The 25,315-nt window shown below is 38.4% G+C and carries 39 protein-coding genes and 1 rRNA gene; 37 read left to right on the top strand and 3 right to left on the bottom strand.

Going from position 1 to position 25,315, the window contains the following annotated elements; all coding sequences use genetic code 11:
- The first annotated feature begins 7 nt into the window (after nucleotides 1-7).
- The 31 genes from rplV (at nucleotide 8) to rpsI (ending at nucleotide 16,290) form a co-directional block, all read left to right on the top strand.
- Nucleotides 8-349, top strand: coding sequence for a 50S ribosomal protein L22 (gene rplV / locus BK579_RS01070; RefSeq protein WP_078543141.1), 342 nt, complete (start codon nucleotides 8-10; stop codon nucleotides 347-349).
- A gap of 3 nt (nucleotides 350-352) precedes the next feature.
- Nucleotides 353-1,009 carry a 30S ribosomal protein S3 gene (gene rpsC, locus BK579_RS01065; protein WP_078543140.1) on the top strand — a complete coding sequence of 219 codons (657 nt, stop codon included), beginning with the start codon at nucleotides 353-355 and terminating at the stop codon, nucleotides 1,007-1,009.
- A gap of 2 nt (nucleotides 1,010-1,011) precedes the next feature.
- Nucleotides 1,012-1,446, top strand: a complete 435-nt coding sequence (rplP, locus tag BK579_RS01060) for a 50S ribosomal protein L16 (protein WP_078543139.1) — start codon at nucleotides 1,012-1,014, stop codon at nucleotides 1,444-1,446.
- A complete protein-coding gene (rpmC, locus tag BK579_RS01055) occupies nucleotides 1,436-1,630 on the top strand; it encodes a 50S ribosomal protein L29 (RefSeq protein ID WP_078543138.1) in 195 nt (64 codons plus the stop codon). Before rplP ends, rpmC begins: the two co-directional genes overlap by 11 nt.
- A gap of 28 nt (nucleotides 1,631-1,658) precedes the next feature.
- Complete coding sequence (gene rpsQ / locus BK579_RS01050; protein WP_078543137.1) at nucleotides 1,659-1,922, top strand: 30S ribosomal protein S17; 264 nt, start codon at nucleotides 1,659-1,661, stop codon at nucleotides 1,920-1,922.
- Between the two features lie 43 nt (nucleotides 1,923-1,965).
- Complete coding sequence (gene rplN, locus BK579_RS01045) at nucleotides 1,966-2,334, top strand: 50S ribosomal protein L14 (protein WP_078543136.1); 369 nt, start codon at nucleotides 1,966-1,968, stop codon at nucleotides 2,332-2,334.
- A 38-nt stretch (nucleotides 2,335-2,372) separates the two neighbouring features.
- Nucleotides 2,373-2,684 carry a 50S ribosomal protein L24 gene (gene rplX, locus BK579_RS01040; protein WP_078543135.1) on the top strand — a complete coding sequence of 104 codons (312 nt, stop codon included), beginning with the start codon at nucleotides 2,373-2,375 and terminating at the stop codon, nucleotides 2,682-2,684.
- A gap of 24 nt (nucleotides 2,685-2,708) precedes the next feature.
- Nucleotides 2,709-3,248, top strand: a complete 540-nt coding sequence (gene rplE, locus BK579_RS01035; protein WP_078543134.1) for a 50S ribosomal protein L5 — start codon at nucleotides 2,709-2,711, stop codon at nucleotides 3,246-3,248.
- A 13-nt stretch (nucleotides 3,249-3,261) separates the two neighbouring features.
- Nucleotides 3,262-3,447: a type Z 30S ribosomal protein S14 gene (locus BK579_RS01030; protein WP_025909738.1), complete on the top strand. Its 186-nt coding sequence runs from the start codon at nucleotides 3,262-3,264 to the stop codon at nucleotides 3,445-3,447.
- 31 nt (nucleotides 3,448-3,478) lie between these two features.
- Complete coding sequence (gene rpsH, locus BK579_RS01025; protein ID WP_078543133.1) at nucleotides 3,479-3,877, top strand: 30S ribosomal protein S8; 399 nt, start codon at nucleotides 3,479-3,481, stop codon at nucleotides 3,875-3,877.
- 29 nt (nucleotides 3,878-3,906) lie between these two features.
- Entirely contained in the window at nucleotides 3,907-4,443 is a 537-nt protein-coding gene (gene rplF / locus BK579_RS01020; protein WP_078543132.1) for a 50S ribosomal protein L6, read from the top strand.
- Between the two features lie 32 nt (nucleotides 4,444-4,475).
- Nucleotides 4,476-4,835 (top strand): 50S ribosomal protein L18, encoded by a 360-nt coding sequence (rplR, locus tag BK579_RS01015; RefSeq protein WP_078543131.1) that lies wholly within the window; start codon nucleotides 4,476-4,478, stop codon nucleotides 4,833-4,835.
- A gap of 21 nt (nucleotides 4,836-4,856) precedes the next feature.
- Entirely contained in the window at nucleotides 4,857-5,354 is a 498-nt protein-coding gene (gene rpsE, locus BK579_RS01010) for a 30S ribosomal protein S5 (protein ID WP_078543130.1), read from the top strand.
- Between the two features lie 12 nt (nucleotides 5,355-5,366).
- Nucleotides 5,367-5,549, top strand: a complete 183-nt coding sequence (gene rpmD, locus BK579_RS01005) for a 50S ribosomal protein L30 (RefSeq protein WP_078543129.1) — start codon at nucleotides 5,367-5,369, stop codon at nucleotides 5,547-5,549.
- 32 nt (nucleotides 5,550-5,581) lie between these two features.
- Nucleotides 5,582-6,022, top strand: coding sequence for a 50S ribosomal protein L15 (gene rplO, locus BK579_RS01000; RefSeq protein WP_078543128.1), 441 nt, complete (start codon nucleotides 5,582-5,584; stop codon nucleotides 6,020-6,022).
- Nucleotides 6,022-7,314, top strand: a complete 1,293-nt coding sequence (gene secY / locus BK579_RS00995) for a preprotein translocase subunit SecY (protein WP_078543127.1) — start codon at nucleotides 6,022-6,024, stop codon at nucleotides 7,312-7,314. Before rplO ends, secY begins: the two co-directional genes overlap by 1 nt.
- Before the next feature lie 85 nt (nucleotides 7,315-7,399).
- The gene (locus BK579_RS00990) at nucleotides 7,400-8,050 is read left to right on the top strand and encodes an adenylate kinase (RefSeq protein ID WP_078543126.1); all 651 of its coding nucleotides are present in this window, start codon (nucleotides 7,400-7,402) and stop codon (nucleotides 8,048-8,050) included.
- Nucleotides 8,050-8,796, top strand: a complete 747-nt coding sequence (map, locus tag BK579_RS00985) for a type I methionyl aminopeptidase (RefSeq protein ID WP_078543125.1) — start codon at nucleotides 8,050-8,052, stop codon at nucleotides 8,794-8,796. Before BK579_RS00990 ends, map begins: the two co-directional genes overlap by 1 nt.
- Nucleotides 8,797-8,813: 17 nt before the next feature.
- On the top strand, nucleotides 8,814-9,134 hold the full coding sequence (locus BK579_RS00980) for a KOW domain-containing RNA-binding protein (protein WP_078543124.1): 321 nt from the start codon (nucleotides 8,814-8,816) through the stop codon (nucleotides 9,132-9,134).
- On the top strand, nucleotides 9,127-9,345 hold the full coding sequence (infA, locus tag BK579_RS00975; protein WP_009791305.1) for a translation initiation factor IF-1: 219 nt from the start codon (nucleotides 9,127-9,129) through the stop codon (nucleotides 9,343-9,345). Before BK579_RS00980 ends, infA begins: the two co-directional genes overlap by 8 nt.
- Nucleotides 9,346-9,376: 31 nt before the next feature.
- A complete protein-coding gene (gene rpmJ / locus BK579_RS00970; protein WP_003156543.1) occupies nucleotides 9,377-9,490 on the top strand; it encodes a 50S ribosomal protein L36 in 114 nt (37 codons plus the stop codon).
- A gap of 24 nt (nucleotides 9,491-9,514) precedes the next feature.
- Nucleotides 9,515-9,880 (top strand): 30S ribosomal protein S13, encoded by a 366-nt coding sequence (rpsM, locus tag BK579_RS00965; protein ID WP_078543123.1) that lies wholly within the window; start codon nucleotides 9,515-9,517, stop codon nucleotides 9,878-9,880.
- 19 nt (nucleotides 9,881-9,899) lie between these two features.
- Nucleotides 9,900-10,289 (top strand): 30S ribosomal protein S11, encoded by a 390-nt coding sequence (rpsK, locus tag BK579_RS00960; protein ID WP_078543122.1) that lies wholly within the window; start codon nucleotides 9,900-9,902, stop codon nucleotides 10,287-10,289.
- A gap of 187 nt (nucleotides 10,290-10,476) precedes the next feature.
- On the top strand, nucleotides 10,477-11,421 hold the full coding sequence (locus BK579_RS00955; protein ID WP_078543121.1) for a DNA-directed RNA polymerase subunit alpha: 945 nt from the start codon (nucleotides 10,477-10,479) through the stop codon (nucleotides 11,419-11,421).
- Between the two features lie 87 nt (nucleotides 11,422-11,508).
- Nucleotides 11,509-11,871 (top strand): 50S ribosomal protein L17, encoded by a 363-nt coding sequence (gene rplQ / locus BK579_RS00950; RefSeq protein WP_078543120.1) that lies wholly within the window; start codon nucleotides 11,509-11,511, stop codon nucleotides 11,869-11,871.
- 181 nt (nucleotides 11,872-12,052) lie between these two features.
- Nucleotides 12,053-12,895 carry an energy-coupling factor ABC transporter ATP-binding protein gene (locus tag BK579_RS00945; protein WP_078543119.1) on the top strand — a complete coding sequence of 281 codons (843 nt, stop codon included), beginning with the start codon at nucleotides 12,053-12,055 and terminating at the stop codon, nucleotides 12,893-12,895.
- Nucleotides 12,871-13,752, top strand: a complete 882-nt coding sequence (locus BK579_RS00940; RefSeq protein ID WP_078543118.1) for an energy-coupling factor ABC transporter ATP-binding protein — start codon at nucleotides 12,871-12,873, stop codon at nucleotides 13,750-13,752. The genes BK579_RS00945 and BK579_RS00940 overlap by 25 nt, the downstream gene beginning before the upstream one ends.
- Nucleotides 13,740-14,534 (top strand): energy-coupling factor transporter transmembrane component T family protein, encoded by a 795-nt coding sequence (locus BK579_RS25180; protein ID WP_139365020.1) that lies wholly within the window; start codon nucleotides 13,740-13,742, stop codon nucleotides 14,532-14,534. Before BK579_RS00940 ends, BK579_RS25180 begins: the two co-directional genes overlap by 13 nt.
- A 12-nt stretch (nucleotides 14,535-14,546) precedes the next feature.
- Entirely contained in the window at nucleotides 14,547-15,287 is a 741-nt protein-coding gene (gene truA, locus BK579_RS25175) for a tRNA pseudouridine(38-40) synthase TruA (protein ID WP_139365019.1), read from the top strand.
- A 151-nt stretch (nucleotides 15,288-15,438) separates the two neighbouring features.
- Complete coding sequence (rplM, locus tag BK579_RS00930) at nucleotides 15,439-15,876, top strand: 50S ribosomal protein L13 (RefSeq protein ID WP_078543117.1); 438 nt, start codon at nucleotides 15,439-15,441, stop codon at nucleotides 15,874-15,876.
- Between the two features lie 21 nt (nucleotides 15,877-15,897).
- On the top strand, nucleotides 15,898-16,290 hold the full coding sequence (rpsI, locus tag BK579_RS00925; protein ID WP_078543116.1) for a 30S ribosomal protein S9: 393 nt from the start codon (nucleotides 15,898-15,900) through the stop codon (nucleotides 16,288-16,290).
- A gap of 488 nt (nucleotides 16,291-16,778) precedes the next feature.
- On the opposite strand, the gene BK579_RS00920 is transcribed toward rpsI, so the two are convergent.
- Complete coding sequence (locus BK579_RS00920) at nucleotides 16,779-18,167, bottom strand: PAS domain-containing sensor histidine kinase (RefSeq protein ID WP_078543115.1); 1,389 nt, start codon at nucleotides 18,165-18,167, stop codon at nucleotides 16,779-16,781.
- Nucleotides 18,168-18,390: 223 nt separating this feature from the next.
- On the opposite strand from BK579_RS00920, the gene BK579_RS00915 reads away from it, so the two are divergent.
- The 3 genes from BK579_RS00915 to BK579_RS00905 all read left to right on the top strand — a co-directional run bounded on the left by BK579_RS00915 (nucleotide 18,391) and on the right by BK579_RS00905 (nucleotide 20,752).
- Nucleotides 18,391-18,834, top strand: coding sequence for a YbaK family protein (locus BK579_RS00915; RefSeq protein ID WP_078550294.1), 444 nt, complete (start codon nucleotides 18,391-18,393; stop codon nucleotides 18,832-18,834).
- 61 nt (nucleotides 18,835-18,895) lie between these two features.
- On the top strand, nucleotides 18,896-19,609 hold the full coding sequence (gene cwlD / locus BK579_RS00910) for an N-acetylmuramoyl-L-alanine amidase CwlD (protein WP_078543114.1): 714 nt from the start codon (nucleotides 18,896-18,898) through the stop codon (nucleotides 19,607-19,609).
- Nucleotides 19,610-19,705: 96 nt separating this feature from the next.
- Nucleotides 19,706-20,752: an Mrp/NBP35 family ATP-binding protein gene (locus BK579_RS00905; RefSeq protein WP_078543113.1), complete on the top strand. Its 1,047-nt coding sequence runs from the start codon at nucleotides 19,706-19,708 to the stop codon at nucleotides 20,750-20,752.
- A 125-nt stretch (nucleotides 20,753-20,877) separates the two neighbouring features.
- Here BK579_RS00905 and gerD read toward each other — a convergent pair whose 3' ends face one another.
- Nucleotides 20,878-21,453, bottom strand: a complete 576-nt coding sequence (gene gerD, locus BK579_RS00900; protein WP_078543112.1) for a spore germination lipoprotein GerD — start codon at nucleotides 21,451-21,453, stop codon at nucleotides 20,878-20,880.
- A 141-nt stretch (nucleotides 21,454-21,594) separates the two neighbouring features.
- Between gerD and BK579_RS00895 the strand changes: the two genes are divergently transcribed.
- Nucleotides 21,595-22,191, top strand: coding sequence for a KinB-signaling pathway activation protein (locus tag BK579_RS00895; RefSeq protein WP_078543111.1), 597 nt, complete (start codon nucleotides 21,595-21,597; stop codon nucleotides 22,189-22,191).
- A gap of 60 nt (nucleotides 22,192-22,251) precedes the next feature.
- On the opposite strand, the gene pdaB is transcribed toward BK579_RS00895, so the two are convergent.
- Nucleotides 22,252-23,016 (bottom strand): polysaccharide deacetylase family sporulation protein PdaB, encoded by a 765-nt coding sequence (gene pdaB, locus BK579_RS00890; RefSeq protein WP_078543110.1) that lies wholly within the window; start codon nucleotides 23,014-23,016, stop codon nucleotides 22,252-22,254.
- A gap of 149 nt (nucleotides 23,017-23,165) precedes the next feature.
- Here pdaB and BK579_RS00885 point away from each other — a divergent pair, with 149 nt between their 5' ends.
- Nucleotides 23,166-23,387, top strand: a complete 222-nt coding sequence (locus BK579_RS00885; RefSeq protein WP_078543109.1) for a hypothetical protein — start codon at nucleotides 23,166-23,168, stop codon at nucleotides 23,385-23,387.
- 270 nt (nucleotides 23,388-23,657) lie between these two features.
- Nucleotides 23,658-25,208, top strand: a 16S ribosomal RNA gene (locus BK579_RS00880).
- The last annotated feature ends 107 nt before the right edge of the window (nucleotides 25,209-25,315 follow it).

Raw genomic sequence — 25,315 nt, 5'->3', positions numbered from 1 at the left:
CTTAACTATGCAAGCTAAAGCTGTCGCAAGAACAGTACGTATTGCTCCTCGTAAAGCCCGTTTAGTAGTTGATTTAATTCGAGGTAAGCAAGTAGGTGAAGCTGTTGCAATCCTACGTCATACGCCAAAAGCAGCTTCTCCAATTGTGGAAAAGCTATTAAACTCTGCTATTGCAAATGCAGAACATAACTATGAGATGGATGCTAATAGCTTAGTTGTTACACAAGTATTCGTTGATGAAGGTCCAACACTAAAACGTTTCCGTCCACGTGCAATGGGACGTGCAAGCGCAATTAACAAACGCACTAGTCACATCACTATCGTGCTATCTGAAAAGAAGGAGGGATAAGCTGTGGGTCAAAAAGTTAATCCAATCGGTATGCGTATCGGTATAATCCGTGATTGGGATTCAAAATGGTACGCTGGTAAAGATTATTCTGATTTACTACATGAAGATCTTAAAATTCGTGAATATATCGCGAAACGTTTAAGTGATGCTTCTGTATCAAAAGTTGAAATTGAGCGTGCAGCTAACCGTGTAAACATCACTGTCCACACTGCAAAACCAGGTATGGTAATTGGTAAAGGCGGTACTGAAGTTGAAGCACTTCGTAAAGCTCTTAACTCATTAACTGGTAAGAGAGTTCATATCAACATTTTAGAAATCAAAAGAGCTGATCTTGACGCTATTCTTGTAGCTGAAAATATCGCACGTCAATTAGAGAACCGTGTTTCTTTCCGTCGTGCACAAAAACAAGCAATTCAACGTACAATGCGTGCGGGTGCACAAGGTATTAAGACAATGACTTCTGGTCGTCTTGGTGGTGCTGATATCGCTCGTGCTGAACATTACAGTGAAGGTACAGTTCCACTTCATACACTACGTGCTGACATTGATTACGGCACTGCTGAAGCTGATACTACTTACGGTAAAATCGGTGTTAAAGTATGGATTTATCGTGGAGAGGTTCTTCCTACTAAGAAGAAAAAAGAGGAAGGAGGAAATTAATTATGTTATTGCCAAAACGCGTAAAATATCGTAGAGAACACCGCGGGAAAATGCGTGGTCGTGCAAAAGGTGGCACTGAGGTACATTTTGGTGAGTTCGGTATCCAAGCTCTTGAAGCTTCATGGATTACAAACCGTCAAATCGAATCTGCTCGTATTGCGATGACTCGTTACATGAAACGTGGCGGTAAAGTTTGGATTAAAATCTTCCCTTCTAAGCCGTATACTGCAAAACCTCTAGAAGTACGTATGGGATCCGGTAAAGGGGCTCCAGAAGGCTGGGTAGCAGTTGTTAAACCAGGAAAGGTAATGTTTGAGATTTCAGGTGTATCTGAAGAGGTAGCACGTGAAGCTTTACGTCTTGCGTCTCACAAATTACCGATCAAAACTAAGTTTGTAAAACGCGAAGAGTATGGTGGTGAATCAAATGAAAGCTAATGAAATCCGTGACTTAACCACTGCAGAAATCGAACAAAAAGTAAAATCACTAAAAGAAGAATTATTTAACCTACGCTTTCAGTTAGCTACTGGTCAGCTTGAGAACACTGCACGTATTCGTGAAGTTCGTAAAGCAATTGCTCGTATGAAAACAGTAGTTCGTGAAAGAGAAATTGGCCGATAGAATTTTAACCTGAGAGGAGGTTTGCTAAGTGAGTGAACGCAACCAACGCAAAGTCTACACAGGACGTGTTGTTTCTGACAAGATGGACAAAACAGTAACTGTACTTGTAGAAACATACAAGAAGCATTCTCTTTATGGGAAGCGCGTAAAGTATTCAAAGAAATTTAAAGCTCATGATGAAAACAATGTTGCTAAAACTGGTGACATCGTAAGAATTATGGAGACTCGCCCATTATCTGCAACTAAACGCTTCCGTTTATTAGAAGTTGTAGAAAAAGCGGTTATTATATAATTAATGTTCGGATCAATCACAAATCCGAAGGGAGGTTTCATGAATGATTCAACAAGAAACTCGTTTGAAGGTTGCTGACAACTCTGGTGCACGTGAAGTGCTAACTATTAAGGTGCTAGGTGGTTCAGGCCGTAAAACTGCAAATATTGGTGACGTAATCGTTTGTACAGTAAAACAAGCAACACCAGGTGGCGTTGTTAAAAAAGGTGATGTTGTAAAAGCGGTTATCGTTCGTACAAAACGTGGCGTTCGTCGTAATGATGGAACTTACATCCGTTTTGATGAGAATGCTTGCGTAATTATCCGTGACGATAAGGGTCCACGTGGAACTCGTATCTTTGGACCAGTCGCTCGTGAATTACGTGATAATAACTTTATGAAAATTGTTTCATTAGCTCCGGAAGTACTATAATAGATCAATGATTTGCCTTTCAAGGAGGTGCGGAATCGATGCATGTTAAAAAAGGTGACAAGGTACAAGTGATCTCTGGAAAAGATAAGGGTAAACAAGGTGTTATTCTAGAATCTTTCCCTAAGAAAGATCGTGTACTTGTTGAAGGCGTAAATATCGTTAAGAAACATTCAAAACCGTCTCAAGATAATCCACAAGGTGGAATTATCAGTAAAGAGGCTCCAATTCATGTATCAAACGTTATGCCACTAGATCCTAAGTCTGGTGTACCAACTCGTGTTGGTTACGAAGTGGTCGATGGTAAAAAGGTACGTGTTGCAAAAAAATCAGGTGAAAAATTAGATAAATAGTAAAGAAGAAAGGAGGTACTTATGATGAACCGCCTAAAAGAAAAATATCAAAAAGAGATTACACCTGCTCTTATGAGCAAGTTTAATTATACTTCTGTAATGCAAGTTCCAAAATTAGATAAAATCGTTATTAACATGGGTGTTGGTGACGCAGTTGCTAACTCAAAAGCTCTTGATAATGCGGTTGAAGAATTAGCTGCTATTACTGGTCAAAAACCTGTAATCACACGTGCTAAGAAATCTATCGCTGGTTTCCGTTTACGTGAAGGTATGCCGATCGGTGCTAAAGTTACATTACGCGGTGAGCGTATGTACGAATTCTTTGACAAATTAATCTCAGTTTCATTACCACGTGTACGTGACTTCCGCGGTATCTCTAAGAAGTCCTTCGACGGACGCGGTAACTACACTTTAGGTGTTAAAGAACAATTAATCTTCCCTGAAATTGATTACGATAAAGTAAGTAAAGTTCGTGGTATGGATATCGTTATCGTAACTACTGCAAATACTGACGAAGAAGCTCGTGAGTTATTAACAGGGTACGGAATGCCGTTCCAAAAATAAAGGAGGCGAAATCGTGGCTAAAAAATCTATGATTGCGAAACAAAAGCGCCAACAAAAATTTAAAGTGCAAGAGTATACACGTTGTGAGCGTTGTGGTCGTCCTCACTCAGTACTTCGCAAATTTAAATTATGCCGTATTTGTTTCCGTGAATTAGCTTATAAGGGTCAAATCCCTGGTGTAAAAAAAGCAAGTTGGTAAACCCCATATATGGGAAGGAGGTAATTATACAATGGTTATGACAGATCCGATTGCAGATATGCTTACTCGCATCCGTAATGCGAATATGGTTCGTCACGAGAAATTAGAAATCCCTGCTTCAAAAATCAAAAAGGATATTGCTGATATCCTAAAGCGTGAAGGTTTCGTACGTGATGTTGAATTTATCGAAGACAACAAACAAGGTATCATCCGTATCTTCTTAAAATACGGTTCAAATAATGAGCGTGTTATTACTGGTCTTAAGCGTATTAGTAAGCCTGGTCTTCGCGTTTACGCAAAAGCTGATGAAGTACCTCGCGTATTAAATGGTCTTGGTATCGCACTAGTATCAACTTCTCAAGGTGTGTTAACTGACAAAGAAGCTCGTCAAAAACAAGCTGGTGGAGAAGTATTAGCATACGTTTGGTAATATTTTTTAAATGAATGGAGGTGTACTATATGTCACGTATTGGTAAAAAACCAATTGAAATTCCTGAAGGAGTTACTGTTACTCTTAATGGTGATACTGTTACTGTTAAGGGACCTAAAGGTGAATTAACACGTAATTTCCACCCTGAAATTCAAATTAATGTAGAAGAGAACGTTATTAACGTTGTTCGTCCTACTGATAATAAAGAACATCGTGCTTTACACGGCACAACTCGTAGTATCCTAGGTAACATGGTTGAAGGTGTATCTAAAGGCTATGAAAGAGGCTTAGAGCTAATCGGGGTAGGTTACCGTGCTTCTAAATCTGGAAACAAACTTGTACTGAATGTTGGTTACTCTCATCCAGTAGAAATGACACCTGAAGCTGGTATTGAAGTAGAAGTACCATCTAATACGAAAGTAATCGTAAAAGGTATCGATAAAGAACGTGTTGGAGCATTAGCTGCTAACATCCGTGATGTACGTCCGCCTGAGCCTTATAAAGGAAAAGGTATCCGCTATGAAGGTGAAAAGGTACGTCGTAAAGAAGGTAAAACTGCGAAGTAAAGCCTTATAGTTTAAAGAAAGGAGTGACGTAAATGATTACGAAACAGGATAAAAATGCAGTTCGTAAGAAAAGACATGTTCGTGTTCGTTCTAAATTATCAGGAACTGCTGCTCGCCCTCGTTTAAATGTGTTCCGCTCTAATCAACACATTTATGCTCAAGTGATCGACGATGTGAACTCTGTAACTCTTGCAAGTGCTTCTACTTTAGATAAGGAACTTAGTGTGGGTTCTGGTAATGTTGAAGCTGCTCAAAAAGTAGGAGAGCTAGTTGCAAAGCGTGCGATCGAAAAGGGTGTTAAAGAAGTAGTATTTGACCGCGGTGGTTATTTATATCATGGTCGCGTAAAAGCTTTAGCTGATGCGGCTCGTGAAGCTGGATTACAATTTTAATAGTAAAAGGAGGGACATGAGATGCGTATTGATCCAAATAAATTAGAACTTGAAGAACGCGTTGTTACCGTTAACCGTGTAGCTAAAGTTGTTAAAGGTGGTCGTCGTTTCCGCTTTGCTGCTCTAGTTGTTGTCGGTGATAAAAACGGTCATGTAGGATTTGGAACTGGTAAAGCACAAGAGGTTCCAGATGCAATCCGTAAAGCAATCGAAGATGCAAAGAAAAACTTAATTGCAGTACCAATGGTAGGAACAACAATTCCTCACCAAGTAATCGGTCAATTTGGCGCTGGTAACATCCTATTAAAACCTGCATCTGAAGGTACAGGGGTTATCGCAGGTGGACCTGTTCGTGCGGTACTTGAATTAGCTGGTGTGGCTGATATCCTATCTAAATCTTTAGGAACAAACACTCCAATTAATATGGTTCGTGCAACATTAGAAGGACTTAAACAATTAAAGCGTGCTGAAGAAGTTGCAAAGTTACGTGGTAAATCAGTAGAAGAACTGTTAGGATAAGGAGGGAAAGAGATGTCAAAACAATTAGCTATTACCCTCACTCGCAGTGTCATTGGACGTCCTGAAGACCAACGTGTAACGGTTCGTACTCTTGGATTGAAAAAATTACATCAAACTGTTGTTCATGATGACAATGCTGCGATTCGCGGTATGATTAATAAAGTTGCTCATCTTGTTACGGTTAAAGAACAATAATTGAATTTTTTCTGAAATAAGGAGGTGCCCAAATGAAACTACATGAATTAAAACCAGCAGAAGGATCTCGTAAAGAACGTAACCGTGTGGGTCGTGGTACAGGTTCTGGTAATGGTAAGACAGCTGGAAAAGGTCATAAAGGTCAAAATGCTCGTTCTGGTGGAGGCGTACGTATTGGATTTGAAGGTGGTCAAACACCATTATTCCGACGTCTACCAAAGCGTGGTTTCACTAACGTTAATCGTAAAGATTACGCTATTGTGAACCTTGAGACGCTTAACCAGTTTGAAGATGGTACTAATGTAACTCCAGAACTTCTTTTAGAAACTGGTGTTGTTAGTAACGTTCAATCTGGAGTTAAGATTCTTGGAAAAGGAACTCTTGAAAAGAAGTTAACTGTTAGAGCTCACAAATTCTCCTCTACTGCTAAAGAAGCTATTGAAGCGGCTGGCGGAACAGTTGAGGTGATCTAATGTTTCAAACAATCTCCAATTTTATGCGCGTTGGTGATATAAGAAACAAGATTATATTCACCTTACTGATGTTAATTGTATTTCGAATTGGTACATTTATTCCTGTACCAAATGTAAATGCTGATGTATTAAGGTTGAATGATGAGATGAATGTATTTGGTATCCTAAATACATTCGGTGGTGGTGCACTTAGCAACTTCTCAATATTAGCAATGGGTATTATGCCATATATCACTGCTTCGATTATTATTCAGTTGTTACAAATGGATGTTGTTCCAAAGTTTACTGAATGGTCGAAGCAAGGAGAAGTTGGCCGTCGTAAATTAGCTCAATTTACTCGGTATGGTACAATCGGATTAGGATTCATACAGGCACTTGGAATGTCATATGGTTTTAATAGTATGGCTGGTGGAATGTTGATTGAAAATCCAGGAATTACTACGTACCTTTTAATTGCAGTGGTATTAACTGCTGGTACAGCATTCCTAATGTGGTTAGGTGAATTAATCACTACAAAGGGTGTTGGTAATGGGATCTCAATTATCATTTTTGCTGGTATTGCTGCTGGTATTCCAACAACTGTAAACCAAATCTATGCACAGCAATTTGAAGATGCAGGAGAACAATTATTTTTACGTATTGTTACAGTACTACTAATTGTGTTAGCTGTAATATTAATTGTTGTTGGAGTTATCTTCGTACAACAAGCATTACGTAAGATACCAATTCAATATGCAAAGCGATTAGTTGCGAATAGCCCTGTAGGCGGTCATTCCACTCATTTACCTCTTAAAGTAAATGCTGCTGGAGTAATTCCGGTAATCTTTGCAGTATCATTTATTATCACTCCACCAACTATTGCATCCTTTTTTGGTCAAAATGATGTAACGATGTGGATTCAACAAACTTTTGATTATACTAAACCTGTTGGAATGGTCCTTTATGTAGCTCTAATTGTGGCCTTCACGTATTTCTATACGTTTGTTCAAGTTAATCCTGAACAGATGGCAGAAAACCTGAAGAAACAAGGTGGCTATATCCCAGGAATTCGTCCAGGGAAGAATACTCAAGAATATGTTACGAAAATTCTTTATCGTCTTACCTTCGTAGGAGCAGTTTTCCTTGCAGCAATTTCAGTACTTCCTGTATTCTTTATAAATATTGCTGATTTACCTCAATCTGCGCAGATTGGTGGAACAAGTTTACTAATCGTTGTTGGTGTAGCACTAGAAACGATGAAGCAACTTGAAAGTCAATTAGTAAAGCGTCATTATAAAGGATTTATTAAATAAAGGATCGAGTTTCACACTCGAATATACTGGGAAGTGTATATTTCCCAGTCTTTAAAAAAATAGGGGACTGAGGGGGAATTTATACATGAATATCGTTTTAATGGGTCTTCCTGGTGCTGGAAAAGGTACACAGGCAGAGCGTATTGTAGAAGATTTTAATATCCCTCATATCTCAACAGGAGATATGTTTAGAGCTGCAATGAAGGAAGAAACGGAACTTGGTTTAAAAGCTAAATCTTATATGGATAAGGGCGAGCTAGTTCCTGATGAAGTAACAATCGGCATTGTACGTGAAAGACTAAGTAAGGAAGATTGTAAGAATGGATTCCTTCTTGATGGATTTCCTCGTACAGTACCACAAGCAGAAGCACTTGAAGTCATTTTATCCGATTTAAATCGTAATATAGATCATGTAATTAATATATACGTAGACCAAGATATCTTGATGGAAAGATTGACAGGTCGACGCATCTGTAAGAGTTGTGGAGCTACCTATCATTTAGTGTTTAATCCACCAGCAACTGATGGTGTGTGCGATAAATGTGGTGGGGAACTTTATCAGCGTGCAGATGATAATGAGGAAACAGTTGGAACTCGTCTTGAAGTAAACTTGAAGCAATCCGAACCACTACTAAGCTTTTACGAGAGTAAGGGATATCTGCGAAACATTGACGGTCAGCAAGACATCAGCAAGGTTTACGAGGATATCGAGCAGCTACTTGGGGGATTACGTTAATGATCATATGCAAGACTCCACGTGAGATTGATATCATGCGTGAAGCTGGAAAAATTGTTGCTTTAACCCACCAAGAATTAATTAAACATATTACTCCAGGGATCACAACGAAAGAACTGGATGCTGTTGCAGAAAAATTCATTCGCGGGTTAGGTGCAATTCCTTCTTTTAAAGGTTATAATGGTTTTTCTGGAAGCATTTGTGCTTCTGTTAATGAAGAATTAGTACATGGCATTCCAGGTAAACGTACACTTAATGATGGTGATATTATTAGTATCGATATTGGTGCTTATTATAATGGTTATCATGGTGATTCAGCTTGGACATATCCTGTTGGTACTATTTCAGATGAAAATCAAAAACTTCTCCAGGTAACTGAGGAGTCACTCTTTAAAGGGTTACAGGAAGCAAAGCCTGGTGAGCGTCTTTCAAATATATCTCATGCAATCCAAACTTATGTTGAGGCTCATAACTTTTCTGTTGTACGAGAGTATGTTGGGCATGGAGTTGGGCAAGAATTGCATGAAGACCCACAAATTCCGCATTATGGTCCTCCAAACAAAGGACCACGTTTAAAACCAGGCATGGTACTTGCCATTGAACCGATGGTGAATGCAGGCAGTCGCTATGTGAAGACGTTAGCTGATAACTGGACTGTTGTGACGGTTGATAACAAAACATGTGCTCATTTTGAACATACGATTGCTATAACTGAAACAGGGTATGAGATCCTAACTAAAGCCTAAGTGAAGGTGATTATGTATTGAATGATTCTGATCGAAGTCCGCTTGTTGGTCAGTTTGTGTTGATTACTCAAGGCAGAGATGCTGGTCAGTATGCTGTCATTGTTGATATTCTCGATGAACGCTTCGTATTGCTTGCAGATGGGGATAAGCGAAAGTTTAAAAATCCTAAAAAGAAAAATGTCAATCATCTTGAAATTTTTGATTTCATATCTCCGGAAGTTCAGAGCAGTATCAATGAAACTGGTCGTGTGACAAACGGTAAACTACGTTTTGCTATAACGAAGTTTGTCAATGAGCAAGTTACTGATTTGAAGAAGGGAGAACTTTTCGATGGCTAAAGACGATGTAATTGAAATTGAAGGTACGGTTATTGAAACTTTACCAAATGCAATGTTTAAAGTAGAATTGGAAAACGGGCATACAGTATTAGCCCATGTATCTGGAAAAATCCGTATGCACTTTATTCGTATTTTACCTGGCGATAAAGTTACGGTAGAATTATCACCATATGACTTAACGCGTGGTAGAATTACGTATCGTTTCAAATAAATTCACTCCGTATATCAAGGAGGTTTAAAAGATGAAAGTGAGACCATCTGTAAAGCCAATCTGCGAAAAATGTAAAGTTATTCGTAGAAAAGGTAAAGTAATGGTTATTTGTGAAAACCCAAAGCATAAACAAAAACAAGGCTAATTAATAAGGAGGTGTACGTTTAATATGGCACGTATTGCTGGTGTAGATATTCCTCGCGATAAACGTATTGTTATTTCTTTAACATATATTTTTGGTATCGGCCGCCCAACAGCGGAGAAAGTACTTGCTGAAGCAGGTGTTTCTCAAGATACTCGCGTTCGCGATTTAACAGAAGAAGAATTAGGGAAAATCCGTGATATTATCGATCGTCTAAAAGTTGAAGGGGATCTTCGTCGTGAAGTTTCACTCAACATTAAGCGTCTAATCGAAATTGGTTCATACCGCGGTCTTCGTCACCGTCGTGGATTACCTGTTCGTGGACAAAACACGAAAAACAATGCTCGTACACGTAAAGGTCCACGTCGTACAGTAGCTAACAAGAAGAAATAGTAAAGGAGGTACTAGATAAATGGCTCGTAAAACGAATACTCGTAAACGTCGTGTTAAAAAGAATATTGAAGCTGGTGTAGCACACATTCGCTCAACATTCAACAACACAATTGTAACAATCACAGATGTACACGGTAATGCGATTTCATGGTCAAGTGCTGGTGCGTTAGGTTTTAGAGGTTCTCGTAAATCTACTCCTTTCGCTGCTCAAATGGCTGCTGAAACTGCTGCAAAAGCATCTCAAGAACATGGTTTAAAAACTCTTGAAGTAACTGTAAAAGGTCCAGGAGCTGGTCGTGAAGCTGCAATCCGTGCTCTTCAAGCCGCTGGTCTAGAAGTTACAGCTATCAGAGATGTTACTCCAGTCCCACATAACGGATGCCGTCCACCAAAACGTCGCCGTGTTTAATTTTTCTGTATAGATTTTGTATCTGTGTCTATAATGGATTATGATATACTAAATATTTCTAAGTTCTTACAGAATAATTATTCCAGTTGTTGTGCACATTCGGGAACTTAACTTTGGGGAATTTCGGTTAGATTCAATGGTTTAACCATCTAGCCGAGGTTTCGACGTTTTGAAGGAGGGTTTATAAATGATCGAAATTGAAAAACCAAAAATCGAAACGGTTGAAATCAGCGAAGATACCAAATACGGTAAATTCGTCGTCGAGCCACTTGAGCGTGGATATGGTACTACTTTGGGTAACTCCTTACGTCGTATCCTTTTATCTTCTCTCCCTGGTGCCGCTGTTACATCTATTCAAATAGATGGTGTACTGCATGAGTTCTCAACAATTGAAGGCGTCGTCGAGGATGTAACATCTATCATTTTAAATGTTAAGAAACTAGCACTTAAAATCTACTCTGATGAAGAGAAGACGCTCGAAATTGATATTCAGGGTGAAGGGGCAGTAACTGCAGCTGATCTTACTCATGATAGTGATGTGGAAGTTTTAAATCCTGATTTGCATATTGCTACACTTGCTAAGGATGCACATTTACGCATGAGATTAACTGCAAAACGCGGACGTGGATATACTCCAGCTGTTTCAAACAAACGTGAAGATCAGCCAATAGGTGTAATTCCTATTGATTCAATCTTCACACCGGTTTCGCGCGTATCTTATCAAGTAGAGAATACACGTGTAGGACAAGTAACAAACTTTGACAAGTTAACACTTGATGTGTGGACTGACGGAAGTACTGGTCCGAAAGAAGCAATCGCTCTAGGATCTAAAATCCTAACAGAGCATTTGAACATTTTTGTTGGACTGACTGATGAAGCACAAAATGCAGAGATTATGGTAGAGAAAGAAGAAGATCAAAAAGAGAAGGTTCTTGAGATGACGATCGAAGAACTAGACCTTTCTGTTCGTTCATATAACTGCTTAAAACGTGCTGGAATCAATACAGTTCAAGAACTTGCACATAAAACAGAAGAAGATATGATGAAGGTTCGGAACCTTGGTCGTAAATCTTTAGAAGAAGTTAAGGCTAAATTAGAAGAACTAGGTTTAGGCTTACGTAAAGATGACTGACTAGTTATTTCTCGGAATAACTAGGCATTTTCTTGCCTAATCATGTTTCATCTTCCAATTATATCTTTAACAAAGGAGGGGACATCGATGGGATATCAAAAACTAGGTCGTACAAGTTCACAACGTAAAGCATTACTTCGTGATCTTACAACTGATTTAATTATCAATGAGCGTATTGAAACAACAGAAGCTCGTGCTAAAGAATTAAAGTCTGTTGTTGAAAAAATGATTACTTTAGGAAAACGTGGTGACTTACACGCACGTCGTCAAGCTGCAGCATATATCCGTAATGAAGTAGCAAATGAAGAGTCTGGTCAAGACGCACTTCAAAAGCTATTCAGTGATATTGCAACTCGCTATGAAGAACGCCAAGGTGGATACACTCGTATCATGAAACTTGGACCTCGTCGTGGAGACGGTGCACCAATGGTTATCATTGAATTAGTTTAATAGAACTAACCTACAAATATTTAAGGGCGGGGCAGTTTCTAACTGGATCTATGCCCTTTTTTATTTGCAGTTTTGTTCCAAGCCTCAATAATTTTTTAGAATTCGTTCTGGACAATATGTTTGTATACAATAGATTCACAAGCTATGAAATAAGTTACTAGATTGTGCTAAGGAGGCCATGATGATTAATAACGTAATACTCCAAGTAGACCAAATATCATTTAAATATAACCAAGAGGAATTGGATGTTTTAAAAAATGTTTCATTTTCTGTACATAGTGGTGAATGGCTTGCTATTGTAGGACATAATGGTTCAGGGAAATCCACACTAGCTAAAATCCTCAACGGTATTTTACTTCCTTATCAAGGAACAGTCTCATTTGAAAATATAAACCTGAATGAAGAATCAATATGGGATATACGAAAAAAAGTAGGACTGGTTTTTCAAAACCCGGATAATCAATTTGTTGGTTCAACTGTTAGAGATGATATTGCATTTGGTCTTGAGAATAATGGGATTCCTCGGGAAGAGATGTTAAAACGTATTGAATTTGCGATCAAGCAAGTAAATATGAAGGATTATATAGAATCCGAGCCTCATCAACTTTCAGGAGGCCAAAAACAAAGGGTAGCTATAGCTGGAGTTATTGCTTTAAAACCCAAGATGATTATTCTAGATGAAGCAACTTCGATGCTTGATCCAAAAGGTCGTCAGGAGGTTTTAGAAACAGTTAGAGAATTAAAGAAAGACTCCAATATTACTGTATTATCTATTACTCATGATTTAGAGGAGGCAGCTAAAGCAGACCGAATCATTGTCATGAAACAGGGAGAAATCTATAAAGAAGGAACACCTGATGAAATTTTTGCCCTTGACCAAGACCTTGTGGAAATTGGATTGGACATTCCGTTTCCGGTGAAGCTCTCAAAGATGTTAGCTTCAAAGGGGATTATTTTACCGAAAAATTCTATGACAGAAGAGGAGCTCATTGAAGAATTATGGACATTCGCTTCGAAAAACTAGAATACAAATATCAAGTCCGTACTCCTTTTGAACGTCTAGCCCTTTATGATATATCTACAAATATAGAATCAGGCTCTTTTGTTGCAATCATTGGACATACAGGCTCTGGAAAGTCGACGATCATTCAACATCTAAACGGCTTGTTAAAACCGACAGGCGGTCAAATAAAAATTGATGGTCGAACGATAACCGCTAAGAAAAAGCAAAAAGACTTAAAATCGCTTAGGAAAAAGGTTGGAATTGTATTTCAATTTCCAGAACACCAATTATTTGAAGAAACAATTGAAAAGGACATTTGTTATGGTCCCATGAACTTTGGCGTTTCAGAGGAAGTTGCAAAACGGAGAGCAAAGGAAGCTATAAAACTTGTTGGTCTATCAGAAGAGTTTCTTACACGGTCACCATTTGACTTAAGTGGTGGCCAAATGAGAAGAGTGGCAATTGCAGGTATTCTTGCCATGGAGCCAGAAGTGATAGTCTTAGATGAACCGACAGCAGGCTTAGATCCTCGAGGTCGAACAGAAACGATGGAGATGTTTTACAAGCTGCATAAAGAAAAGCATCTTACTACGGTGTTAGTAACTCACAGTATGGAGGATGCAGCAAAATATGCTGACCACATTATTGTTATGCACAAAGGCACTATCGTGAATCAAGGTTCCGTTGATGAGATCTTCTCAGATGCTGAGGAGTTAATGAGGCTCGGTTTAGATGTCCCTGAAACAGTGCGCTTTAAGATTAAGCTTGAAAAACGCTTTAATACTAGAATTCCTTCCTCTTGTTTAACCATGGAGGAACTTGTTGAGTTTGTGAATCAGTTTATTAGAAAGAGTGGCAAAAACGAATGCAAGGATTAATCATTGGAAAATATGTACCAGGTTATTCAATCATTCATAAAATGGACCCGAGATCGAAGCTTATCCTCGTATCTCTTTTTATAGCAGTTGTTTTTCTAGCAAATAATTTTTATTCATATGGCTTATTAACGATTTTTACTTTAACATTGATGTTTCTTACAAGGATTCCAATCTATTATATTTTAAACGGTTTACGACCTATTATCCTTGTCGTGATTTTTACATTTTTGATACATCTCTTTTTAACAAAGGAAGGAGAAGTATTATTAAGTGTAGGAACCCTTGATATTCATGAAGGTGGGTTGGTGCAAGGAGTTTTTATTTCTCTAAGGTTATTATTTCTTGTCATAATGACGACAATATTAACATTAACCACAACACCGATTGAGGTTACTGATGGGATGGAAAGTCTATTAAACCCATTTAAGAAGCTTGGAATGCCTGTTCATGAGTTAGCGCTTATGATGTCAATCTCGTTGCGTTTTATACCAACCTTAATGCAGGAAACAGAAAAAATTGTCAAAGCACAATCTGCAAGAGGAATGGATTTCGCATCAGGGCCAATTAAAGACCGGATAAATGCGATAGTGCCCTTGCTAATTCCATTATTTATAAGTTCTTTTAAAAGGGCGGAGGAGCTTGCTGTTGCAATGGAGGCACGTGGTTATCGAGGTGGCGAAGGCCGTACAAAGCTCAGAGTTTTACGATGGGGAATCATAGATACGATGATGATTGCTTTATTAGTATTATTATCTATAGGTCTATTTTTATTAAGAAGCTAATGGAGATACGAGATGACACGATTAAAATGTACAATCTCATATGATGGCACTCACTTTAACGGCTATCAAATACAACCGAATAAACGAACCGTTCAAGAAACCATTGAGCAGGTTTTAACCCAAATGCATAAGTCACCGGTTCGTATTACGGGATCTGGAAGAACCGATGCTAAGGTCCATGCGATGGGTCAGGTGATCACTTTTGATACAACCCTAGATATCCCTTCAGTCCGCTGGAAGAAAGCTCTTAACACCCTTTTACCTGATGATATTGCTATCATTCATGTCGAGCAGGTAACAGAGGACTTTCATGCTCGGTTTAGTGTAGTAAAAAAAGAATATCGCTATAAAATTAGTAGAACAGTTGAAAAGGATGTTTTTTCCCGACATTATTTATATCATTATCCATATCAGCTAGATCTAGAAATGATCAACTTTGCTATGAATTTAATTAAAGGAACACATGATTTTACTAGTTTTTGTTCTGCGAAAACAGATGTTAAAGATAAAGTTAGAACGATTTATGAAGCAGGTATTATAGAGAATGAAGATGAGCTTATTTTTAGATTTGTAGGGAATGGTTTTTTGTACAATATGGTAAGAATCCTTGTGGGAACGCTACTTGAGGTTGGTCAGAAAAGAATTTCACTTGAGCAAATAGAACAAATGCTAGAAGTACACGATCGTTCTTTAGCAGGTAAAACAGCCCCAGGTCATGGACTCTATTTATGGAAAGTTGATTATGACAACTAATCCTGGTGTAACATTTCCTTGACATTGGAGATACAAAGATATAATATATTTAGGTATGGTATTTTAACCCCACGATAAAGCCCCGGAAAGTCTTTAATCGTGTTAGAATAAAATAAACCAAAGTTATTTTTAACTATTAGGAGGGAAACACATGCGTACAACGTTTATGGCGAAAGCTAATAACATAGAGCGTAAATGGTACGTTGTAGACGCTGAAGGTAAAACTTTAGGTCGTCTTGCAAGTGAAGTTGCTTCAGTTTTACGTGGTAAAAACAAGCCAACTTTTACACCAAATGTTGACACTGGTGATTATGTAATCATCATCAATGCAGAAAAGATCGAATTAACTGGTAAGAAATTAACTGACAAAATCTACTACCGTCACAGTCAATTCCCAGGCGGTCTAAAATCTAGAACAGCTCTAGAAATGCGTACGAACTACCCAGAGAAAATGCTTGAGCTTGCTATTAAAGGTATGCTTCCAAAAGGTTCTCTAGGACGTCAAATGTTCAAAAAGCTTCACGTTTATGCTGGAGCAGAACATCCACATCAAGCACAACAACCTGAAGTTTACGAACTTCGCGGTTAATTAATAAGGAGGTAATTTAATTTGGCACAAGTACAATATTATGGCACTGGTCGTCGTAAGAGCTCTGTTGCACGTGTACGTTTAGTTCCTGGTGACGGTAGCATTACAATCAACGGTCGTGACATCACTGAATACATCCCATTTGAAGCTTTAAGAGAAGTAGTGAAACAACCACTTGCAGCTACTGAAACTGTAGGAAACTACAATGTTCTTGTAAATGTAGATGGCGGTGGATACACTGGTCAAGCTGGTGCAATTCGTCACGGTATCGCTCGTGCGTTACTTCAAGCTGATCCAGAATTCCGCGGAACTTTAAAGCGCGCTGGTCTATTAACTCGTGACGCTCGTATGAAAGAGCGTAAGAAATACGGACTTAAAGGTGCTCGTCGTGCGCCTCAGTTCTCAAAGCGTTAATTTTTACGTTTTGGAAGACTCTCAACCTATGGTTGGGGGTCTTTTTTAAATAGATAGGAATGATAAAAGTTTGGAATACCACAGGCATTGATGCTGTGGTGTTTTTCGTGTGGTATAGGAAGGAACTCATAGGCGGAGAAATTCCGGCTAATGTATCTAGTAGGGTGTTAAGTATCGTTATGCGGATATATTCCGGTTAAATTCTCTAATATATGAAGAAATCTAAAGATTAGGTTCATATAAGTGGAAAAACTCCGGTTATTTTTAGGGAAATGGTGATATTTCCCAATTTAAGCGGAATTTATCCGTTTAAATCACCACAGTGAATTCAACATGATAGGACACAGCCATTTAAAATGAAAGTAAAAGTAAAAAACGGAATCAGAGAGAGCTTCTGATTCCGTTTCAGAATGAATAAATTTAATCGATGTAATCGAATTATAGAATTTACCTTTCTGGCATACTGCTACATGATAATATTTATAATGTCAAGCAACCCAATGAACAGGTAACTGAATCGTAATAGTTGTACCTTCACCTTCTGTACTATTAATTTCCATTCTGCCATTATGGGACTCAATAATTTTAAAACTAGTCATCATCCCGAGGCCTGTTCCTTTTTGTTTTGTTGTATAGAAAGGGATACCGATATTGGATAGTAATTCTTCTGGAATACCACATCCTTGATCAGATATTTGAATAAATATCTCATTTTTACTTTTCTTAGAGAGTGTAATGGATATAGCACCTCCAGCAACAGACATTGATTCAATTGCATTTTTTATAAGGTTAATAAACACCTGTTTCAATTGATTCCCGACACAAAAAATTAAAGGCAGGTCTTCAGACTCCAATATGATATTCACGTTGTACATCAGTGCCTGTGAGCTAAGTAATGCTTTTACATCCTTGAAAATCTCGGTGATGTTTTCAAAATTAAAATGGTGTGCTTGTGGTTTAGCCACCATTAATAATTCCCCTGTAATCAATTCTATTCGAGCAATCTCATCTGACATAATCTCAAAGTAGCTATCTTCTATATTATCCCTTGATGCCATCATAATTTGCAGGAATCCTTTTAGCGCTGTAAGTGGATTCCGTATTTCATGAGCAATAGAAGCGGAAAGTTGTCCTACTGCTGAAAGTTTCTCTGATTTAAGAAGTTTTTGTTCAGTCAATTTATGACCTGTAATATCTTTGGCGATTCCGTATACACCAACAACTTCATCATCAACAATGATGGGCATATTAGTCACACTTACGTGTACAATATGACCATCTTTATGAATCGCTTTTGTTTCGTAATTTTGTGTAATCCCTTTAGCTGCCTTACTATAAAGCTCCGTAGTTTTCTTTATTTCGTCTTCAGTCACCAAGGGTATATAGGAAAGCTTTAAATACTCTTGCTCACTATATCCTAAGAGCTCTTCCATTGCGGAATTTACACTTAAGTAATTTCCATTAAGATCGAATGAAAATACTGCATCTGGATTCTGTTCAAATAAAGACCTATAATGCTGTTTATCTTCTTGAGCTAATTTCTTTTCTGTAGTTACATCTAGGAAATAAACAGTCAGTCCGTTGGATGAAGGATATGCCCTAACATCAAACCAAGTATCAAGTGGAGGGAAAAATGCCTCAAATTTAACGGGGGTCTGTTCTGCAATAGCCTTGTGATAATAGTTATAAAAAGCTAACCCTACAGCTTCTGGGAACTCTCCCCAGACATTTTTTCCAATCAAGTCTTCTCGTGCGCGAAACAATAGTTGTGAAGCTGCAATGTTAACATATGTGAAGTTCCAATTATGATCTAATGAAAAAAAACCATCTGTGATTCGATCTAACACCTTACTTTCATCCATATCAATTAAAGCCATCCTGTAACCATCCTTATCTTTATTCTCTTAAAATAATTCTACATAAATAATTATAATCCTGCAGTAATCATCCAGTCGCCCTTCATTGTGGTGAAAATAGGAGAAGGATGTAATATCTGTATTTTAATAATTCCAAATAATGGTGGTTAAGGTAGATTGTTCACGTGGGAATGATTCTTCTTTAGATGATGGAAACTACTTTATAAGGGAGGTTTCCGAGATGATGAATGTAATTACAACATTTAAAGAAAAGAAAATCGAAAAGCAACTAACCTATGAACGAAAAATGCTTCGAGAAATCTCACTAGAAGGACTGAAAAATAAAATTAACTCTAGCTTTGGGAGCTACTTACGTTCAAAGACGTTGTTTGTCTCTTCTATTGAAGAAGGATGTATGGATGTGGCAATTGAAGCTTTTTTACTTGGTGCGAAATATAGTCGGTTTGGCTATTATGGAGAGCAGTTAGATAGTGTAAAGCAAAGATGTTATTACGATGAGAAGTATTTGATTGATTCCCTATATGATTTTATTACTTACTGGACACATGCTGGTGATCATGAATTTGTGAGTGAAGCTCTATATTATACGTGTGAAGAGTATGTTGGTAGTTGGTGGAATGAAGGTTTTAACAAAGGGCAAAAAAGATATCGTTTAAGACTACATTAATTCATATTCCCGATCCTCGTCCCATATAGTGAATAGAAGGGACATGCAGGAGGGGGAAATAGTGAGACGAAAACTGATACTAGGTAGTATTGTAGTTGTAATTATTGGTTTATTTTCTGTTTTTCAAGTTGTGTTTTTAGATAAAGCATCGGTACAACCGTGGAATCTGCCTTTATCCGGCAAAATTATTATGTTAGACCCCGGCCACGGTGGTGTTGATGGCGGGGCGAATAGTGGAGATATTCTAGAAAAAGATATTGCGCTGGAGATAAGTTTAAAACTAAGAGATTACTTACAGGAGCAAGGTGCGCTCGTTCAAATGACTCGAACAGAGGATCAAGATTTAGCTTCAGAAAGTACCTCCGGATACAGTCGTAGAAAATCAGAGGACTTAAGAAAGCGTGTTGAGATGATTAATTCTTCGGAGGCTGAACTATTTATTAGTGTTCATTTAAATGCCATTCCATCTCCTAAATGGAGTGGAGCACAAACATTCTATTATGGTGCATACCAAGAGAATGAAGAAGTTGCAAAGTTTATTCAGGATGAATTGAGATCCGGTTTAGCAAATACAACCCGAAAAGCAAAGAAAATTAATAGTGTTTACCTTATGAAAAATGCTAAAAAACCAGGTGCTCTTGTTGAAGTAGGGTTTCTATCAAACCCACAGGAAAGAAAATTACTTACTCAAGACGAGTATCAAGGGAAGGTCGCTGAATCGATTTACTTAGGCTTACTTAGATATTTTTCTGATGAAACCAACCCTCCTGATTAAAGGTGGGTGTTTTTCATTAGCTATGAGCTATCTCACAGTTAAATCATGACCATATATGATATACTAAACTTATTAAATCAAACAGGCGGTGATAGCATGATAACAGAAGAAAAGGTACTTAATATTTTATCAAAATTAAAAGATCCATTTTTACATAAGACATTTGAAGAAACGAATGCGATTCAAGAAATAAAGGTAAAAGAAGAGAAATCCCATGTGAGCGTAAAAATCGCACTTGCAAGGACTGGTACATCTGAACAGCTTCATTTGCAGAACCGAATTGTAAACGCATTAAAAGAAGCAGGGGCTGATTCTGTTGGATTACGTTTTACAGAATTAGCACAAGAAGTCGTTGAAGAACATACGACAGAAGAGGAAGCTTCGGAATCCTTACTTACACCTGGAAATAAGACAACCTTTATCGCGGTTGCCAGTGGTAAAGGTGGGGTAGGAAAATCAACAGTTTCTGTTAATTTAGCTGTTTCTTTAGCTCGTTTAGGGAAAAAGGTTGGCTTAATTGATGCCGATATTTATGGGTTTAGTGTTCCAGATATGATGGGAATTACTAAAAGACCTGTTGTTAAAGGTGAAAAAATTATTCCGGTTGAGCGCTTTGGTGTAAAAGTAATTTCGATGGGATTCTTTGTAGAAGATAACTCACCTGTTATTTGGAGAGGTCCAATGCTAGGGAAAATGCTCGGTAATTTCTTCAATGATGTTGATTGGGGTAATTTAGATTATTTACTTTTAGATTTGCCACCAGGTACCGGAGACGTCGCATTAGATGTTCACACCATGCTTCCATCATGTAAAGAGATAATTGTCACAACTCCACACCCAACAGCAGCATTCGTTGCAGCAAGAGCGGGAGCCATGGCCTTGAAAACAGATCATGAGATCGTAGGTGTTATTGAGAATATGTCTTATTTTGAAAGCAAACAAACTGGTGAGAAGGAATTTGTTTTTGGCCAAGGTGGAGGCGAAAAACTCGCAGAAGAATTACAAACAACTTTATTAGGGAAGCTACCACTACAGCAACCTGATTGGAATAATGACGACTTCGCCCCGTCTATATATGAAAAAGATCATCGTGTAGGTAAAGTTTATATGGAGATCGCGGAAAAAATCATCGAAACTATATAGAAGCCGCTTTTCTGAAAGAGATTTAGACGAGTACCACAGCTCTTAATTCATCAGAACTAGTTGTAGATAGCGCCGAAAAAAATAGAACTGGCCGGCTAAATAACGGTCAGTTCTTTTTGTGTTGCTTACTTTTCTTCTTCTTTACCAGCCTTACCTGCTTGGATATCTTCAGCAGCTTTAATTAAGATAGCTTGTATTTTTGTTTGATATAAAGGACTTTCAAATGTTTCCGTCATTACAGTTTGAAGGTGCTCTCTATATTCCTTACTCTTAAGTACTTCCAAAAACTGCTTTTCCATTTCAGGGTCCTTCAATATATCAATCATCATTCCCTGGTATTCTGGATCCTTCATTAGACCTTTAATAAGTTTTTCATGCTCGGATTGCATACTTTTTGCAAAAGTTTCAACAAATTTTGGATCCTCAAATGCCTTCTTCCAAAATGCAATACCTTCATCCGATGTAAGTGTCGTTTGGATCGATTTAGTGACAATCGCTTGATCCATTACTAATTTTTGTTGCATACTTTCATCGGCCATAATTTCTTCAATCGCTTTTTTACCTTCATCAGTTTTCAATATATCAACGACCATCTTTTTTGTTTGGTCATAATCCATTTGATTGCCGCCCTGCTCCGCTGGGGCACATCCTATCATGACTAAAAAAGGAATAAGGATGAGGAGCAACTTCATTTTATTCATTTTTAAAAAGCTCCTTTCAGAATAATCCTATTTTTAATATGATACTATCGCAAAAAAATATACGTTTAGTTATAATGATTCTATAGATGTAATAAAAGTCTAAATTGTAAACAGTAAAAATCGAATTTGGAGGATATTTTTGTGAAAAGCCGTAACTGGGTCAAGTTTTTTTTAACAACATTAATTGTTGGTGCGATAAGTACATCCATCATTGGATTTGCAATCAAATGGGATGATTACAAGGAATTATTTGTTCAAGGTGATGTGATTGAAATCCTCTCAATATTACTTTGGCTTATTGGAGTAGGATTTATATTTAGTATTATTAGCCAAATGGGCTTTTTTGCTTATTTAACAGTACATCGCTTTGGTTTAGGTATATTTAGAAAATTATGGAATCCTGTTCAAATAGTCCTTATTGCTTTTGTCTTTTTTGATTTAGTGTATTTTAGATATCAAGCATTTGCAGCAGAACGTGGTGATAATCTTCTTCCATATGTAACAGTTGCCAGTTTAGTTTTTATCTTTGCTTTAGTTATTGCATTAATAAAACGTAAATTAACAAATAGACAAGCATTTATCCCTGCGTTATTTTTCATGTTTGTAGTATCGATAATTGAATGGTTCCCGGCATTAAGAGTAGACGATCAAAGTTGGTTGTATTTAATGATTTTCCCTCTCTTAATTTGTAATGCTTATCAATTATTAATACTTCCCAAAATGACAAGTACAAATTAAACACATTAAAATAAGCACCGCCTTTCTTCAATTTATTTGAAAAAGAGGTGGTGCTTATTCTTAATCTAATTCCTTCTCAGTCGCTTCTGCATTGGCGATTAGGTCAGAAATACTTGAGTTTTCATATCCTTTTTTCTTAATACCCTTTACTAAAGGAGAAATTGCTTTTTCTGTTTGTTTAGCAGAATCTGAAGCGTGCAGTAAAATGATGTCCCCGCCAACAATTGGTTTTAAAACATTGTTCACAATAACGTCTGTCCCAGGGTTTTCCCAGTCATCCGAGTTAATGCTCCAGTGAATAACAGTATATCCAACCGACTCAGCTACTTTTAATACTTTTTTATCAAAGTGCCCTGATGGTGGCCTTAATAAGTTCACTTTTTTAATTCCTAAGCCATTAAATACCTCTTGTGCCCGAAGAATATCTCTTTTTATTTTAGTTTCTTCCATCTTTGTATAATTTTCATAATTATACCCCATGCTACCTACCTCATGACCATCATCGACAATTCGTTTTACCACATCAGGATGTCTCTCTGCCCATGATGCTGATAAAAAGAAAGTAGCGTTTTTAATTCCCTCCTGTTTCAATACATCTAGGATAGGAATGGCCTTCGTGTCTCCCCAAGATATATTAAATGTTAGAGCAACCTTTTTATCTTTTTCATCGCCTTTATATATTGCCCGTGGACCATCTTCAGAAGAAAACACTGGACTTAATGTTCCGTTTTCTATGTATAGTACACCTGCGGTAAAAAATGCTGCAACAACAATGATGAGTGCTTGCTTCACTTTCTTGCCGTTTAAGATAAAGAAAAAGTTCATGTTAATCCCCCTCAGTAAATATAAACTCCTTGTCTACATACTATGCTTGTCAACTTAATATATGAGAGTAATCAATAAGAAATTATTTTTTCATATTTTCTCTATAAGTGGAAATAACTAGAAGGGATAATAAAGATGAGGTGAAAATTATGATAGGGCTACTGATTAATCAAAAGGAAGTAAAAGAGATGGAGTATTTGGTTAAACGAGAGATGGAAGAAATCTTGCTAGACATCGATGATTCCAGAATTGATCATATTGTAAAAAAAGCAATGGAAGAACGATATAAAATTCTCTTCCAACTTTTAAAGCGTATTGCACCTCCAGCTGAATGTACGAAATACATAAGAACGAAATCTGTGAAGGTTTAAAAAATAAACATGATTTATCTATCGATTTTATTTTAAATAGACTGTTGACTTTCATATTATAGGATGATATATTATTTTTTGTCGTAAAAACAAAAGCCAAGTAATAAAAAAAGCTTTTGAAAATATGTTGACATCATTTTTTAACCATGTTATATTATGAAAGTCGCCTAAACGACAAAACAGCAAAAAGTTCTTTGAAAACTGAACACAATAAACAAGCGTCAACGTTTAATCTAGTTTTAAATTTTTATTTGAGCAATCAAATATCTCTTATTGGAGAGTTTGATCCTGGCTCAGGATGAACGCTGGCGGCGTGCCTAATACATGCAAGTCGAGCGGATTAAAGGACGCTTGCTTCCTTTAATTAGCGGCGGACGGGTGAGTAACACGTGGGCAACCTGCCTGTAAGACTGGGATAACTTCGGGAAACCGGAGCTAATACCGGATAAAATAAAGAACCTCATGGTTCTCTATTAAAAGATGGTTTCGGCTATCACTTACAGATGGGCCCGCGGCGCATTAGCTAGTTGGTGAGGTAACGGCTCACCAAGGCAACGATGCGTAGCCGACCTGAGAGGGTGATCGGCCACACTGGGACTGAGACACGGCCCAGACTCCTACGGGAGGCAGCAGGAGGGAATCTTCCGCACTGGACGAAAGTCTGACGGAGCAACGCCGCGTGAACGATGAAGGCCTGCGGGTCGTAAAGTTCTGTTGTTAAGGAAGAACAAGTACGAGAGTAACTGCTCGTACCTTGACGGTACTTAACCAGAAAGCCACGGCTAACTACGTGCCAGCAGCCGCGGTAATACGTAGGTGGCAAGCGTTATCCGGAATTATTGGGCGTAAAGCGCTCGCAGGCGGTCTTTTAAGTCTGATGTGAAAGCCCCCGGCTCAACCGGGGAGGGTCATTGGAAACTGGGAGCCTTGAGTGCAGAAGAGGAGAGTGGAATTCCACGTGTAGCGGTGAAATGCGTAGAGATGTGGAGGAACACCAGTGGCGAAGGCGACTCTCTGGTCTGTAACTGACGCTGAGGAGCGAAAGCGTGGGGAGCGAACAGGATTAGATACCCTGGTAGTCCACGCCGTAAACGATGAGTGCTAAGTGTTAGGGGGTTTCCGCCCCTTAGTGCTGCAGCAAACGCATTAAGCACTCCGCCTGGGGAGTACGGTCGCAAGACTGAAACTCAAAGGAATTGACGGGGGCCCGCACAAGCGGTGGAGCAAGTGGTTTAATTCGAAGCAACGCGAAGAACCTTACCAGGTCTTGACATCCCTATGACCGCTCTAGAGATAGAGTTTTCCCTTTTAGGGACATAGGTGACAGGTGGTGCATGGTTGTCGTCAGCTCGTGTCGTGAGATGTTGGGTTAAGTCCCGCAACGAGCGCAACCCTCGATCTTAGTTGCCAGCATTCAGTTGGGCACTCTAAGGTGACTGCCGGGGACAAACCGGAGGAAGGTGGGGATGACGTCAAATCATCATGCCCCTTATGACCTGGGCTACACACGTGCTACAATGGATGGTACAAAGGGCAGCAAAACCGCGAGGTTAAGCGAATCCCATAAAACCATTCTCAGTTCGGATTGCAGGCTGCAACTCGCCTGCATGAAGCTGGAATCGCTAGTAATCGCGGATCAGCATGCCGCGGTGAATACGTTCCCGGGCCTTGTACACACCGCCCGTCACACCACGAGAGTTTGTAACACCCGCAGTCGGTGGGGTCACCTCTTGGAGCCAGCCGCCTAAGGGGGGGCAGATGACTGGGGTGTAGTCGTAACAAGGTAGCCGTATCGGAAGGTGCGGCTCGATCACCTCCTTTCTAAGGAAACTGAATCTCTTATGAGATTCATAAAAAGACGCTTGATTTATTGTGGTCAGTTTTGAAGGAACTGTCCTTCTATTAGAAGTCGTACCTTGAAAACTAGA

This window comes from Litchfieldia alkalitelluris (assembly GCF_002019645.1).
Lineage (GTDB): Bacteria > Bacillota > Bacilli > Bacillales > Bacillaceae_L > Litchfieldia > Litchfieldia alkalitelluris.
The sequence above is the reverse complement of the archived record's forward strand: the minus strand, read 5'-3'. Positions and strand labels throughout refer to the sequence as shown.